Here is a 13,280-nt window from a genome sequence, read left to right on the forward strand (position 1 = left end):
GCAAGCCATCAGGTGCGCTACGCCCCGCGGCGTCGCAGCACCATGTGCGAGGCCTTTTCCGTCGGGACGAATTCAACGCACTCGTATCCCAGCGCCCGCACGTCGATCCCTTCGAATAGCGGCTCGCCACGACCGAGCAGGATCGGGGAAATGGCGATGTGCAGTTCGTCGATCAGTCCTTCGCGAAGAAACTGGCGGATCGTCGCGGCGCCGCCGCCAATTCTGACGTCTTTGCCGGCGGCGGCTTCGCGCGCACGGTCGAGTGCCTCATGGATGCCGCCGGTGACGAAGTGGAACGTCGTGCCACCGTTCATCGTGAGGTCGGGACGCGCGTAATGCGTCAAGACGAAGACGGGCACGTGATACGGCGGCGTGTCGCCCCACCAGCCTTTCCATTGGTCGTCGGGCCAGTCGCCGCGAATCGGGCCAAACATGTTCCTGCCGAGAATCCACGCCCCGACGTTCTCGAAGCTGCGGGCGGCGAAATCGTCGTCGACGCCCGTGGTGCCGGTGTCCTTGCCGAACAGCGACTTCTGGAAGGTGCGTGTCGGCACGAGCCATTGGTGCAAGTCCGTCCCGCCGATGCCGAGCGGGTGGTTGATGTCCTGATCCGGTCCTGCCCCGTAGCCGTCAAGCGAGAGGGTGTAGCCATTGACGCGAACGCGTGTCATCTGTTGCCTCCATTGGTGCGACTAACTACCGGCGCGGTGCGGTACCGATCACTATCGATCGCTACCGATCGCCGCTGCCGGCTTGCGTAGGCAGGCAGCGATCAAAGGTAGCGGCACACCGCGAGGTAGTGGCACGCCGTGCCGCCGATGGCGAACAGGTGCCAGACGAGATGCCCGAACTTGATGTGTCCGTCGAGCGAGTAGAAGATGGCGCCCACGGTGTAGGCAACGCCACCGGCGTAGAGCCAGCCCGCTCCCGGCCCCGGAATGGCCGCGAGGACCGGTCCGGCCACCAGCACGGCCACCCAGCCAAGACCGATGTAGAGCAGCGTCGAGACGAGTGGCCGGTCGAGCAGGCCGAGCGCTTTGGCGATCAGCCCGGCCAGCGCCATGATCCACACGCCGGTGAGCAGCGGCCAGCCCCACGGGTCGTGCAGAATTTTGACGGTGAACGGGGTGTAAGTCCCGGCAATGAAAAGAAAGATGGCGCAGTGGTCGACGCGCATGAACACGCGCTTGGCGCGTCCATCCGGCAGGCCGTGATACAGCGCAGACGAGAGGTAGACCACCACCATCGTGGCCGCGAACACGCCGATACCGATCTGCTGCGCCACACTGGGCAGGGAGGTCAGCGGCGGGCGGACGGCGCCGAAGAGAAAAGGAATGGCCGCCAACGCCGCCAGACACGCGAGTCCGTGGCTGATGCTGTTGGCGACCTCTTCACTACGAGTTTGTGCGCGTGCCTGTGCCTTCATGCCGGATGCGCCGCGCGCCACTTGCGCACAGCTTCAAGCGTATTGGCCACGTGTTTGTCCGGATCGAGACTCACGTAGCTGTAAATGATCTTGCCATCGGGGGCGATGACGTACGAGACGCGATTGGCTAGATCGGGCTTGAGCGCGAGCACGGCGTCGTAGGCGCGCATGATGTGCTGGTCCGTATCGGCCGCGACGGCGAACTTGCTGCGGCACTCCGACACCGAGAACTTGTTGAGCGTCTCGATGTTGTCGTGCGAGACACCGATCACGGTGGCACCCATCGACTTGAACGTATCGGTGGCTTCAGCGAAGTCGTGTGCTTCGATCGTGCAGCCCGTGGTGAAGGCGGCAGGATAGAAGTACAGGACGACCGGCCCCTTCTTGAGCGCATCGGCGAGCGAGAACGAGAACACCTGTCCGCCGAGCGACGCCTGTGCGGTGAAGTCCGGGGCGCTGGCGCCGTTCTTGAGGGCCGCGTGGGCGGGGATGAAACACCAGGCCGTCACGCCAAGAATGGCGGCTGCGGCTGTGATTCCGAACCAACGTTTCATGCAAGGCTCCCGGAACGCATGTGAAGATTTTCTAAGAATAGAGGCTTGCGCAGGCACTGTCCAACGGATGTGACGCGGGTGACAGTCTACTGTCGGGTTCGTGACACGAATACGGCATTTCGCGCTCACGCACCCTGCGAGCCGATCGGCAAAACGGTCGTCGACTTGATTTGCGAGAGCGCGATCATCGAGTTGACCTCCTGCACCATCGGCAACTGCGACAACCGTTCGAAGAAGAAGCGCTCGTAGGCATCGACGTCGCGCGTGACGATGCGCAACAGAAAGTCGACGTTGCCCATCAGCACGTGGCATTCGAGCACTTCGGGAAAGTCCTGAATGGCTTTCGAAAACTCGGGGAGCGCGTTTCGGTTGTGACCGGCCAGTTTTACGTGCGCGAACAGCATCACGTTCAGGCCGACCTTCTTGCGATCGACCAAAGCCACGCGCCGCTCGATCACTCCCTCAGCGTCCAGCCGGTCGATCCGTCGCCAGCATTGCGATTGCGACAAGCCGATCTGTTCGCCGATCTGCGCCGCCGATAGCGACGCATCCTGTTGCAGGATTGCGAGAATTTTCTCGTCGAATGCGTCTAATTGCATGATCGATTCCTTGAAATTGGTGTTTAAGAATGAATCATGTGAAATTGACGCAATTCTGTCAATGTTACGCGAAGCAATTACCCGTGCCTGCCTTTAAGCTTGAGGCTAGTTTGTTGCCTTGATTGCAACCGTTCGTCTGAAACTGCCGGAAAACCACCCGCCCATGAAACTCGATCTGTCTCTGCCCGCCGCCGAAACTGCCACCGGCGCTGTCGCCCAGCCCGTCGCCCCGTTGTCCGCCAAAGGCGCGGACCTGATTGCGCGCACGCTGGTAGAGATTGGCGTCGATACGGTGTTCTGCTACCCGGGCGGTGCCAATCTGGAAATGCTCGACGCGCTCTCGCGTGTCGCCATCACGCTGGTACGCACCGAGCACGAGCAAGGCTCGGTCTTCGGTGCACAGGGTTACGCCCGTGCCACCGGCAAGCTGGGTGTCTGTCTGGCCACGTCCGGCCCGGGCGCGACCAATCTTGTGACCGGCATCGCCGATGCGGCCAGCGATTCCGTGCCGATCCTCGCCATCACCGGCAACGTTGCGACCCACTGGTTAGGCAAGAACGCTTTTCAAGAAGTGGATATCGTCGCCATCACCAAGCCGGTGACGAAGCTGGCCCGCCAAGTGCGCGAAGCCCGCGACATCCCGGCGGCGCTGCGCGAAGCCGCGACCTGTGCGCTGGCTGGCCGCCCCGGCCCGGTGCTGGTGGACTTCCCCAAGGACATTCAACAGGCTCGCCCCGACCAACCGACTGACAAGCGCTTCACGGCGCCTGTCCCGGCTGGGATGAGCGACGAGACGGCGCAGCGCATCGCGGCCTTGCTCGCCAAGAGCGAGCGTCCGGTCCTTTACGCCGGTGGCGGGGTGATTGCCTCGGGCACCAGCGACCGTCTCAAGGCGCTGGCCGAAGCGCTCAACTGCCCGGTGGCGCTCACGATGATGGGGCTGGGTGCAATGCCCGACGACCATCCGCTGCTGCTCGGGCCGCTGGGCATGCATGGCGCGTATGCCGCGAACGTGGCCGTGAATGAAGCCGATCTGGTGCTGGCGCTGGGCGTGCGCTTCGACGACCGGGTGATTGGCGACCCGGCGTCGTTTGCCCGGCACGCGAAGGTCGTCCATATCGACGTGGACGCCGCCGAAATCGGCAAGAACAAGCCGGTCACGCTCGGTGTACACGCCGATTTGCGCGACGCCTTCAGCGGCTTGCTTGCTCACGCTACCCGCCGCGATGTGCCGGACTGGCATGCCTATCTGCAATCGCACCGGGCGGCGCATCCGCTGCGCGCGCCGGTCGCTGCGGTGTCGGCGGCAGAAAGCGAGGCAGGTGTGCTCACCGGCGTCGACGTGATCTCGGCGCTGGCGGCGCTGCTCCCGCCCGAGGCTGTCGTGACGACGGGCGTGGGCCAGCATCAGATGTGGGCGATGCAACACCTGCGCCTGCGCGAGCCGCGCACGTTCTTGTCGAGCGCCGGGTTCGGCACGATGGGCTTCGGGCTGCCCGCCGCCATCGGCGCGAAGGTGGCCTTGCCCGACGTCCCGGTGATCGATATCGACGGCGACGGTAGCCTGAACATGTCCGTCAACGAACTTTCCACCTGCCGCCGCTACGGGCTGGGCGTGAAGGTGCTGGTCATCAATAACCAGTGGCTGGGCATGGTGCGGCAGTGGCAGGACATGATCTATGCGCGAAACCGCGTCGCCTCGTCGCTCGCCGATCCGAATGTGCCGCAGGGGGCCGACGACGGTCGTCCGTATCCAGATTTCGTGACGATTGCGGCGGGTTACGGCGTGGCCGGTGCCCGCGTCACGCGTGCCGAGGAACTGCCCGCGGCGCTGGCCCGGATGCTGGCCGACCCGAGCGAGCCGTATCTGCTCGACGTGCTGGTGGCCCGCGAGGACGATGTCTACCCGATGATCCCGGCTGGGAAGTCGTACCGAGACGTGGTGTTCGGCCCGGGCCAGAGCGCCGGTCCGATCGCGGCCGGGGCCTTCTGAGTCACGACAGGCCGATATTCCCGTCGGCTGGGAATTGACGGCCGGTGGCTTGCCACGTCGCGAGATCGCAACGAGAAAACCCGCACCCGCGGGTTTTTTTCGTTTCAGCGGCGCCGAGGAGTATCATTGCGAACTTTTACGAATTCTCGCCAAGGAAATCAACATGTTGACGAAGCGCCTCGTGCTGGCCGCCGCCTGTTTTCTGACGACCTTCGCCGCGGTGCCGGCAGTGCAGGCCGCCGATCCCACGTACACCGTGGGTGCCGGCGGTACCTATCGTCCGTTCGAGTTCGAAACGCCGCAAAAAGAGCTGGTCGGCTTCGATATCGACGTCATCAAGGCGATCGGCAAGGCTGGCGGGTTCAATGTGAAGCTGGTCAGCACGCCGTGGGAAGGTATCTTCGCCACGCTCGACCAGGGCGATCGCGACATCATCATTTCCGGCATCACCATCACCGACAAGCGTCGTGAAATGGTCGACTTCTCGGCCCCGTACTTCCCGGCCGATCAAGTCATCATCACCTCGCCGGGTTCGAAGGTCGCCAATCTGGCCGACCTGAAGAAGCTGCAAGTGGGTGTGGTCAATTCGAGCACTGGCGACATCGCCGTCTCGGAAGAGCTGGGCCGTGCCAGCACCTCGATCCGCCGCTTCGACAACACGCCGCTCATGCTCGAAGAGCTGTATCGCGGTGGCGTCGACGCCGCCGTGGGCGACGTGGGCGTGATCAAGTTCTACATCAAGAGCCACCCGGAAAAGCCGTTCAAGCTCGTCTACGACGACAAGTTCAAGCGCCAGTACTTCGGTATTGCCGTGAAGAAGGGCAACAAGGTCGCGCTCGACAAGATCAACACGGGTCTGAAGAAGATCGTGGCCGACGGCACCTACGCCAAGATCTATAAGCAGTGGTTCGACGCGGACGTGCCGACGCTGCCGCAACAATAAGCAACGCGTGTAAGATTCGCGCCACGCGCGCCAGACATCTGGCCTCTCGCGGCCCGTGAGCTGATCGTCGAGCCCTCGACATCAACCCCCGGGCCGCGAGCGTTTTTCTGCCGGCTAGCCGGTTCGTTTCATTTTGTATAAAGGTGCTTCATGGGTGGGTTCCAGTGGAACATCATCAGCGAGTACATGCCTTTGTTCGTCGAAGGCACGCTGATGACGCTCAAGTGCACGGTGATCTGTGTGATCGCTGGCACGTTACTCGGGCTTGTGCTCGGCGTCGGCCGTTTGGCCGAGGCGCGTCATGGTTTCTATAAGTACTTCTTGCGCTATGCCGTGCAATTGCCGGTGCGCTTCTACGTCAGCTTCTTCCGCGGCACACCGTTGTTCGTGCAGATTCTGCTGATCCACTTCGCGCTCATGCCGATGTTGATCAACCCGTCGGGCGGTCTGCTCATCAGCGGCGATCTGGCACGTGAAATCCGCTCGCAGTACGGCGCGTTCATGTCCGCCGTGCTGGCGATCTCGCTCAACGCCGGTGCCTACGTCTCGGAAATTTTCCGCGCAGGTATCCAGTCGATCGATCGCGGTCAGGCCGAAGCGGCTCGCTCGCTGGGCATGACCTACATGCAAACGCTGCGCAAAGTGGTGCTGCCGCAAGCGTTTCGCCGCATGCTGCCCCCGCTGGGCAACAACGCCATTGCCATCGTGAAGGATTCGTCGCTCGCGTCGGCCATTGGCCTGGCAGAACTGGCGTACGCCGCGCGGACCGTATCGGGCGCCTATGCTCGTTACTGGGAGCCGTACCTGACGATTTCGCTGATCTATTGGGTGATTACGTTGGTGCTGTCGGCATTTGTTCAACATCTGGAAACGAGGTACGGGCAAGGTGATCGTCGTTAACAACCTGCAAAAGCAGTACGGCGAGACGCACGTGCTGCGCGGCATTACCTGCCGAATCGAAGAAAGCGAAGTAGTGTGCGTGATCGGGCCGTCGGGCTCGGGCAAGAGCACGTTCCTGCGCTGCTTGAATGGTCTGGAAGACGTGAGCGGCGGCGAAGTGCTCGTCAACGGCTTTCACGTCGAAGACCCGAAGACCAACATGAATGCCATGCGCGCCAGCGTGGGCATGGTGTTCCAGCGCTTCAATCTGTTCCCGCACATGTCGGTACTCGAGAACCTGATTCTCGCGCCGATGCAGGTCAACAACCTGAAGCGCGATCAGGCCGTGGTCGTGGCCGAGCAACTGCTGCGCAAGGTCGGGCTGATCGAGAAGATCGACGCGTTCCCGAATCAGCTCTCCGGCGGTCAGCAGCAGCGCGTGGCGATTGCCCGTGCGCTGGCGATGCAGCCCACCGTGATGCTGTTCGACGAACCGACCTCGGCGCTCGACCCGGAACTCGTGGGCGAAGTGCTGGAAGTGATGAAGTCGCTCGCCGAAGAAGGCATGACGATGGTGGTGGTCACGCACGAGATGGCGTTTGCGCGCGAGGTCTCCGATCGTGTGCTCTTCATCGATCAGGGCGTGATCATGGAAGAAGGTCATCCCGAGCAGATCTTCTCGGCCCCGAAGCATGAGCGCACGCGCGAATTCTTGCGCAAAGTCTTGTAATTCTCGTGATTGTGATGCGCGCGACGGTGTATCCGCGCGCCGCATCTGATTACAATGCGAGGGTACGCGCGTCGAGTGCCACCAGGCACCGGCGCGACGCCGGCGCCCTGAGCCCCCAGCCAGGTCTTTTCATAGGGCAGTGACCGTTGTCCGGGACTGCTCCGCAATCGCAGATTGCACCCAGATTTCACGAGGTAGTCATGAGCCAGCCAATCGCTGTGACCCGCCAGACGTTCGACGACGTAATGGTGCCCAATTACGCCCCTGCCCAGATGGTGCCCGTACGCGGCGAAGGCTCGCGCATGTGGGACCAGCAAGGTCGTGAATATGTCGATTTCACTGGCGGTATCGCAGTCAATGCACTGGGCCACGCCAACCCCGAGCTGGTGAAGGTCATCGAAGAGCAGGCGCGCAAGGTCTGGCACATCGGCAACGGCTACACCAACGAGCCGGTACTGCGTCTGGCCAAGGCACTCACCGACGCGACGTTCGCCGACAAGGCGTTCTTCTGCAATTCGGGCCTCGAAGCCAACGAAGCCGCCCTCAAGCTGGCGCGCCGTTATGCGTTCGACCACGCTGCCGAGCGCGGCGGCAAAGATAAGAGCGAGATCATCTCGTTCTTCAACTCGTTCCATGGCCGCTCGCTGTTCACGGTGAGCGTGGGCGGTCAGGCGAAGTACACCGAAGGTTTCGGACCGCTCCCCGCTGGCATCATGCACCTGCCGTACAACGATCTGAAGACGTTCGAGGCGACCATCTCCGACGCGACGGCAGCCGTCATCGTCGAGCCGGTGCAAGGTGAAGGCGGTGTGCTGCCGGCCGATCCGGCCTTCCTCAAGGGCCTGCGCGAACTGTGCGACAAGCACGGCGCGCTGCTGATTTTCGACGAAGTGCAGACCGGCGTCGGCCGCACGGGCACGCTCTACGCTTACGAGCAGTACGGCGTGACGCCGGACATCCTGACGACCGCCAAGGCGCTCGGCAACGGTTATCCGATCGGCGGCATTCTGACCACCAGCAAGATCGCGGCAAGCTTCTCGCCGGGCACGCACGGCTGCACGTATGGCGGTAACCCGCTCGCGACGGCCATCGCAGGCCGTGTGCTCGAACTGATCAACACGGCAGAAACGCTGAACGGCGTGAAGGCGCGCCACAATCATTTCATCAAGGGCATCGAAGCGATCAACGCGCGTCACGGCGTGTTCGAGCACGTGCGCGGTTTGGGCCTGCTGATCGGTGCGGTGCTCAAGCCTGCGTTCTCTGGCCGTGCCAAGGAAATCGTGGCAGAAGCCGAGAAGAACGGCCTGATGTTGCTGATCGCTGGTGGCGATGTGGTGCGTTTCGCCCCGTCGCTGAACATTCCGTTCGCCGACATCGATGCGGGCCTGGCCTCGCTGGAGAAGGCAGTGGCGGCACTGGCGGCAACGGCCAAGGCAGCGTAAGTACGCGTAGGAAGGTCGACCGTGGCCGCATATGCCCGCATATGTGCGCACTGTCGACCGGCATGACTTCGGGCTGGACCGACACACCGTGGGTAACCTCGGTAATGTCGCTCCGGCCCTTATTCCAGCTAACGCCATCCAACGGTCCTAAGTCGGCCCACGGGGTTCTCCATGAACGACATGTCTGAGGCTGCATCGTTGCGCGTAGTGCGTCTGGCGCGCCGTGAGGATCTTCCCGCGCTGCTCAAGCTTGCTGCGCTCGCCGGGCCCGGCATGACCTCGTTCAAGCCCGATCAGGCGGCGCTCGAAGCTCGCCTTGAGCGCATCACGGCGACGCTCGACGACCGTGCACCGACGGCCGAGCAGGGCTATCTCTTCGTGATGGAAGATGCCGTCACCGGCACGATTGCCGGTGTTTGCGGCATCGAAGCGGCCGTGGGGCTGGAGCAGCCGTTCTACACGTATCGCAAAGACACCATCGTGCATGCGAGCCGCGAGTTGAACGTCTGGTCGCGCATGCTCACGTTGTCGCTCTCGAACGATCTCACCGGCTATAGTGAGTTGTGTTCGCTGCTGCTCGACCCGGCGTGGCGTGGGCACGGCAACGGCGCCTTGCTCTCGAAGGCGCGCTTTCTGTTCATGGCGCAGTTCCCGGAGCGTTTCGGACCGCACGTGTGCGCCGAGTTGCGCGGGTTCTTCGACGACAACGGGCAGAGTCCGTTCTGGCAGTCGCTGGGCCAGCACTTCTTCAAGATCGATTTCGATCAGGCGGACTACCTGACGTCGATCGGCAAGAAGTCGTTCGTCGCCGAGTTGATGCCGAAGTATCCGATCTACGTCGACTTTCTCTCGCCGCAAGCGCAAGCGGCCATCGGGGTGACGCATCGCGACACCTTGCCCGCCCGGCGTTTGCTGGAGCAGGAAGGTTTGCGCTCGGGCGCGCACGTGGACATCTTCGACAGCGGTCCTGTGCTCGAAGCGCGCGTGGCCGATTTGCGTGCGGCACGTGACAGCCGGTACCTGAGCGTGAACATTGGCGCAGACGAAGGAAGTGCACCGCCCATCGCGAATGCCGAGCCGTATCTGGTGGCGTGCCTTGGGTTGTCGGGTTTTCGGGCGACACTCGTCACCGGGCGCCCGGAGCGGCGCGCGTTCACCCTTAGCCCCGTTGCCGCGAAGGCGCTAGGCGTCAAGCAGGGTGATCGCGTGCAAGTCTTGCCGCTCAAGCCGCCGCGCGCCGACGTTATTTGAGCGGCCAGTGCGCCGTGCCGCCACTCGCGCGAGTTGGCTGGATGGCGTCGCCCCCATCTTTCAGAACTGAATCGTCGCTGTGACCGTGTCGGTATAGACCCCGGGCGCGGGCGTCGCCTGCGTGGGCACTCGGGCGTAGATCGGCACGGCCTGCACGACCCCGGTGCCGATGCCGGTAAGTTGTGACGTGCCCGACGTGCCATCCCCCCAGATCGTGCTGTAGCCGCTATCCAGATACAGCTGATAACTCACTCGCGACGTGGTGAGCCCGGTCATGACGCGCGCGGTCACCGTGCCTAGCAATCCCCCCGACAAGCTGATGCGAAACGCATCGTTCTTCGTGCATTGCACGGTGAGCGTGCTATTGGCGGTTACTGCCTTGTTGAGTGTGGATTGCGTGGCGAACGTGATGTTCGCGGCGGCAATCGTGCAGTTGTTGATGACCGTGACATTGGCGTTGAACGGCGTGCCTGCTGCGGCTGTCATCGCGCTCCCGCAAACGGGGGCGGGGGAGAGCGCAGCATACGAGGCGTATTGCAACGTGGCGTCGGTCGCCGCGAACGCGTGCGTGTAGACGGTGTTGCCGTTCGACGAGCTGGGCACCGTGGTCTGTGCCGCCGCAATACGGGCGTAGATGTTGACGTTCTGGGTGACCGTGCCGCCGAGGATATTGCGCGCCATCGTCACCGCAATCACGTTGGCGGTGCTGTTGCCCCACGCCGTCGAGAAGGCCGGGTCGATGAACAGCCCGAAGTTAATCGCGTTGCCCGAATTCATGAGCGTGAGTGGCTGGCTCGCGTTGAGCGCGAGGCAGAGTTTGACGTTCGGATTGCCGCCAAGCAGCGGAAACGTGCACGACACGGGAATCGTGCCAGTGGCCGAGAGGGCCGCGCCCGAGATCGGGCTGAAGGCAGCAAACGCCAGCGTGGGGGTGCCGATTGAGCAGGTCTGTGCGGTGGTCATCGAACTCAGCGAGCCGAGTGCGCTCACGCATGCCAGCGTCCACGCGCGTCGTGAGATAGCGCGGCCCGCGATGGCCACGCGCGAGGCTGCGTGCGAGGTCACGACCCGCCGCCTTTGGCAGATGACGGTGCCCGCGTGTTTTGTTGCGTCGGTTTGCCATCGCGCGCCAGCGTGCCGAACGGAATACACACGAGCGGGCCGATGCGAGCGATTTCACCGTCGGGCGGCGCTTGCCAGTCGAACGTCGCGCGGCAACGGTGCACGCCGTCGTGCGACTCCAGCGTATTGCGCGGTGCGAGTGTGTCGATGAAGGCTTCGCCGTCGTAGCCCACCACGGTGATGAAGCCACTTTGCACGTGGCGCACCGACACCCCGGGCTTGAGTGACTGGCCGGACGCGCTCACCAGTGTGATCAACGCCGCGTGATAGCGCCTTACAGGGAAGCGCACGACTACCCCCGCGCCAGATTGCGGCACGATGCGCCGCTCGGTGGTCACCACTTCCAAATCGGCACGCAAGTGCATCGGATCGATACCGATGCGGGCGTTCTCGAATCCATTCAGGTCGGGCACGAGGAAGTACCCGCGCGCATCGGTACGCCCGATCGGCACCGACTCGCGCAGCACGGGCACATCGGCGTGACCGTCGGTGCTCACGAGCGCGAAGGCGTCGTAAGTGCGCCGAGTTGCGTGAAGACTCTTGTCCATGACGACGAATGCGCCCGTCATGCCGACGGCCGTGCCGCGCTGGTGTCCCACTTGCTGCGCGAGCGCCGACACTTCGCCATGACGTCCGAGGTAGCGCAGTTCACCCTGTGCCGTGCGCTGCGAGAAGGCGTGTCCGCCGAGCACCTGCCAGCCCCATCCGCCACCGTAATCGGGCGTGCGGCCCGCCGACGCCCACGCTTGTGTTTGCCCGTCCTGCTGCGTGACAGAGGCACTGCCCAGCACACCATTCCCCAACAGCAGGCTCAACATCGCAAACATACCGTGCGAACGGCGTCGCGCCAGATCGCGAAAGCCGCCGATAGAGAGCATGCCGCGTGAGCTGGCGGGTACGTTCAAGCTGGCAGAAAGTACGCGTGTGGCCCGCTGACGGGGGGCGCGTTGACCGAAATACGCGAGCGATGCGGTGCCGCCTTTCCCCCATGGCACCGAAACGCTGATGCGCTCGCTGGCCGTCGGCGCAGGCGCGCCGTCGAGCGACGCCAGATCGCGGTAACGGCCCGCCGTGCGGATGATCTGCGAATCGACGCTGATGTGCCGCGAAATGTACTGATAACCCACGCTCCACTGCGCGCCGGTGCGCCGCCCGCCTGACGCGGCCATCGCGGCACTGACGACACCGGCGCGGCGCAGTGCCATCAGCGCGCCAGCGCCCGCCATCGCGAGGCGCCGCCCGGCCTGCGCCTGCGCTTCGACGGTGAGCGTATCGGTCACGCCGTATCGCGCTGCCACCGATGCCACCGGATGATGCCGGTATGAAAACGAACGCACGCCGTAGTCGTCGCGCGGCAACCCTGCTTCCAGCGAAAAGCTCGACAGCCCTTTTGCCAGCAGTCGCGGGTCGATGTAGAGCGGGACGGTCGTGATCTGCTCGCGCCCGAGCGCGTCGCGCGTGACCAGACTCGCCTGCATGTCGCCGGTCAGGCCCGGGGCCTCCTGAATGACGAACGGCCCCGGTGGCACGCGGCTGCCGAAGCGCTTTACGCCATCGAGATACAAGTCGACCGAGGAGGGCGCCACGGCGCTGCCGCGCAACGCAGGCACCGGGAACGTGACCAGATCCGGCCGCAAGCTGAAGTTGCGCCGCCATTGCAGCCCGGCGATGCGCACGGAGCGGGTCCATGCGAGGGACCCGGTGATCAGATCGCCCGCCGTCCAACTGGTGAGCGTCGCGGGGTTGTTGTGCTGCCATGCGGTGTCGTAGCGAAGGTACCCACGCCGCCACGGAGAGTGTTCGGCCACGCCCGTCTGCGAGAGTGTGGCCCCGGACCAGAAGCCACGCACTTCGCTCCACACCGACGCGCTTGTTCGGCGATCGCGTTGCACGTAGCCGTCGTAGTTGAGGATCAAGCCGGGATCTGCCGTGGCTGCGACGGGGTCGGCAAACGTTCCGTCAATGCCGCCTACGCGATAGGGCGTGAGCCACGCGTCACTCACGCGTAAGTCGATGTGTTGCCGGGTCGCGTCGTAAGTCACGTCGATGCCGTCGAGCGTATCGAGATCGACCTCCCGGGCATCGTCGCCGGGCAGGGCGCCCGAGGCGATGCCTAGCGCACGTAGATCGCCAGCGCGGATTAACCAATGGCCGTCTCGCCGGATCAATGACGCGAGGCGCTCGGTAGTCTCGCCGTTGATCGACACATCGAGGACGTAATGACCATCGGCGCCAGCCGGGGACGATGCCAGCGACGCTGCGGCGTCGCGCGTCACCACAGGTAACGTTGTCGACGGCGCCGATGCGGACACCTCCAACGTCATCGCCGAAACCATGAGGC

At 63.8% G+C, this 13,280-nt stretch carries 12 protein-coding genes; 6 read left to right on the top strand and 6 right to left on the bottom strand.

Annotation, left to right across the window (positions count from 1 at the left end; genetic code table 11):
• Positions 1–17 precede the first annotated feature (17 nt).
• The 4 genes from ACPWR9_RS09315 to ACPWR9_RS09330 all read right to left on the bottom strand — a co-directional run bounded on the left by ACPWR9_RS09315 (position 18) and on the right by ACPWR9_RS09330 (position 2,579).
• Positions 18–671 (bottom strand): dihydrofolate reductase family protein, encoded by a 654-nt coding sequence (locus tag ACPWR9_RS09315; RefSeq protein ID WP_426297220.1) that lies wholly within the window; start codon positions 669–671, stop codon positions 18–20.
• Positions 672–772: 101 nt separating this feature from the next.
• Positions 773–1,426, bottom strand: coding sequence for a PAQR family membrane homeostasis protein TrhA (trhA, locus tag ACPWR9_RS09320; RefSeq protein WP_426297219.1), 654 nt, complete (start codon positions 1,424–1,426; stop codon positions 773–775).
• Positions 1,423–1,980: a peroxiredoxin gene (locus ACPWR9_RS09325; RefSeq protein ID WP_426297218.1), complete on the bottom strand. Its 558-nt coding sequence runs from the start codon at positions 1,978–1,980 to the stop codon at positions 1,423–1,425. The genes trhA and ACPWR9_RS09325 overlap by 4 nt, the downstream gene beginning before the upstream one ends.
• A 125-nt stretch (positions 1,981–2,105) precedes the next feature.
• The gene (locus ACPWR9_RS09330) at positions 2,106–2,579 is read right to left on the bottom strand and encodes an Lrp/AsnC family transcriptional regulator (RefSeq protein WP_426297217.1); all 474 of its coding nucleotides are present in this window, start codon (positions 2,577–2,579) and stop codon (positions 2,106–2,108) included.
• Between the two features lie 163 nt (positions 2,580–2,742).
• On the opposite strand from ACPWR9_RS09330, the gene ilvB reads away from it, so the two are divergent.
• The 6 genes from ilvB to astA all read left to right on the top strand — a co-directional run bounded on the left by ilvB (position 2,743) and on the right by astA (position 9,817).
• Positions 2,743–4,572, top strand: a complete 1,830-nt coding sequence (ilvB, locus tag ACPWR9_RS09335) for a biosynthetic-type acetolactate synthase large subunit (protein ID WP_426297216.1) — start codon at positions 2,743–2,745, stop codon at positions 4,570–4,572.
• A 163-nt stretch (positions 4,573–4,735) separates the two neighbouring features.
• Entirely contained in the window at positions 4,736–5,515 is a 780-nt protein-coding gene (locus ACPWR9_RS09340; protein WP_426297215.1) for a basic amino acid ABC transporter substrate-binding protein, read from the top strand.
• 150 nt (positions 5,516–5,665) lie between these two features.
• The gene (locus ACPWR9_RS09345) at positions 5,666–6,415 is read left to right on the top strand and encodes an amino acid ABC transporter permease (protein WP_150677820.1); all 750 of its coding nucleotides are present in this window, start codon (positions 5,666–5,668) and stop codon (positions 6,413–6,415) included.
• Positions 6,402–7,124, top strand: a complete 723-nt coding sequence (locus tag ACPWR9_RS09350; RefSeq protein ID WP_150677821.1) for an amino acid ABC transporter ATP-binding protein — start codon at positions 6,402–6,404, stop codon at positions 7,122–7,124. The genes ACPWR9_RS09345 and ACPWR9_RS09350 overlap by 14 nt, the downstream gene beginning before the upstream one ends.
• Positions 7,125–7,324: 200 nt before the next feature.
• On the top strand, positions 7,325–8,566 hold the full coding sequence (locus tag ACPWR9_RS09355) for an aspartate aminotransferase family protein (RefSeq protein ID WP_426297214.1): 1,242 nt from the start codon (positions 7,325–7,327) through the stop codon (positions 8,564–8,566).
• A 198-nt stretch (positions 8,567–8,764) separates the two neighbouring features.
• A complete protein-coding gene (gene astA, locus ACPWR9_RS09360; protein WP_426297989.1) occupies positions 8,765–9,817 on the top strand; it encodes an arginine N-succinyltransferase in 1,053 nt (350 codons plus the stop codon).
• A gap of 60 nt (positions 9,818–9,877) precedes the next feature.
• Here the strand turns inward: astA and ACPWR9_RS09365 are convergent, their stop codons facing one another.
• Positions 9,878–10,882, bottom strand: a complete 1,005-nt coding sequence (locus ACPWR9_RS09365; protein WP_426297213.1) for a Csu type fimbrial protein — start codon at positions 10,880–10,882, stop codon at positions 9,878–9,880.
• Entirely contained in the window at positions 10,879–13,275 is a 2,397-nt protein-coding gene (locus ACPWR9_RS09370; protein WP_426297212.1) for a fimbria/pilus outer membrane usher protein, read from the bottom strand. The genes ACPWR9_RS09365 and ACPWR9_RS09370 overlap by 4 nt, the downstream gene beginning before the upstream one ends.
• Positions 13,276–13,280 lie beyond the last annotated feature (5 nt).

The sequence above is a fragment of the Pandoraea pneumonica genome (assembly GCF_049918595.1).
GTDB classification, from domain to species: domain Bacteria; phylum Pseudomonadota; class Gammaproteobacteria; order Burkholderiales; family Burkholderiaceae; genus Pandoraea; species Pandoraea pneumonica_A.

What these genes read in the sequence shown, in the direction of transcription:
- ACPWR9_RS09355 (WP_426297214.1), top strand. Translation starts at nt 7,325, where the DNA reads ATGAGCCAGCCAATCGCTGTGACCCGCCAGACGTTCGACGACGTAATG.
- ACPWR9_RS09340 (WP_426297215.1), top strand. Translation starts at nt 4,736, where the DNA reads ATGTTGACGAAGCGCCTCGTGCTGGCCGCCGCCTGTTTTCTGACGACC.
- trhA (WP_426297219.1), bottom strand. Translation starts at nt 1,426, where the DNA reads ATGAAGGCACAGGCACGCGCACAAACTCGTAGTGAAGAGGTCGCCAAC.
- ACPWR9_RS09345 (WP_150677820.1), top strand. Translation starts at nt 5,666, where the DNA reads ATGGGTGGGTTCCAGTGGAACATCATCAGCGAGTACATGCCTTTGTTC.
- ACPWR9_RS09330 (WP_426297217.1), bottom strand. Translation starts at nt 2,579, where the DNA reads ATGCAATTAGACGCATTCGACGAGAAAATTCTCGCAATCCTGCAACAG.
- ACPWR9_RS09370 (WP_426297212.1), bottom strand. Translation starts at nt 13,275, where the DNA reads ATGGTTTCGGCGATGACGTTGGAGGTGTCCGCATCGGCGCCGTCGACA.
- ilvB (WP_426297216.1), top strand. Translation starts at nt 2,743, where the DNA reads ATGAAACTCGATCTGTCTCTGCCCGCCGCCGAAACTGCCACCGGCGCT.
- ACPWR9_RS09315 (WP_426297220.1), bottom strand. Translation starts at nt 671, where the DNA reads ATGACACGCGTTCGCGTCAATGGCTACACCCTCTCGCTTGACGGCTAC.
- ACPWR9_RS09325 (WP_426297218.1), bottom strand. Translation starts at nt 1,980, where the DNA reads ATGAAACGTTGGTTCGGAATCACAGCCGCAGCCGCCATTCTTGGCGTG.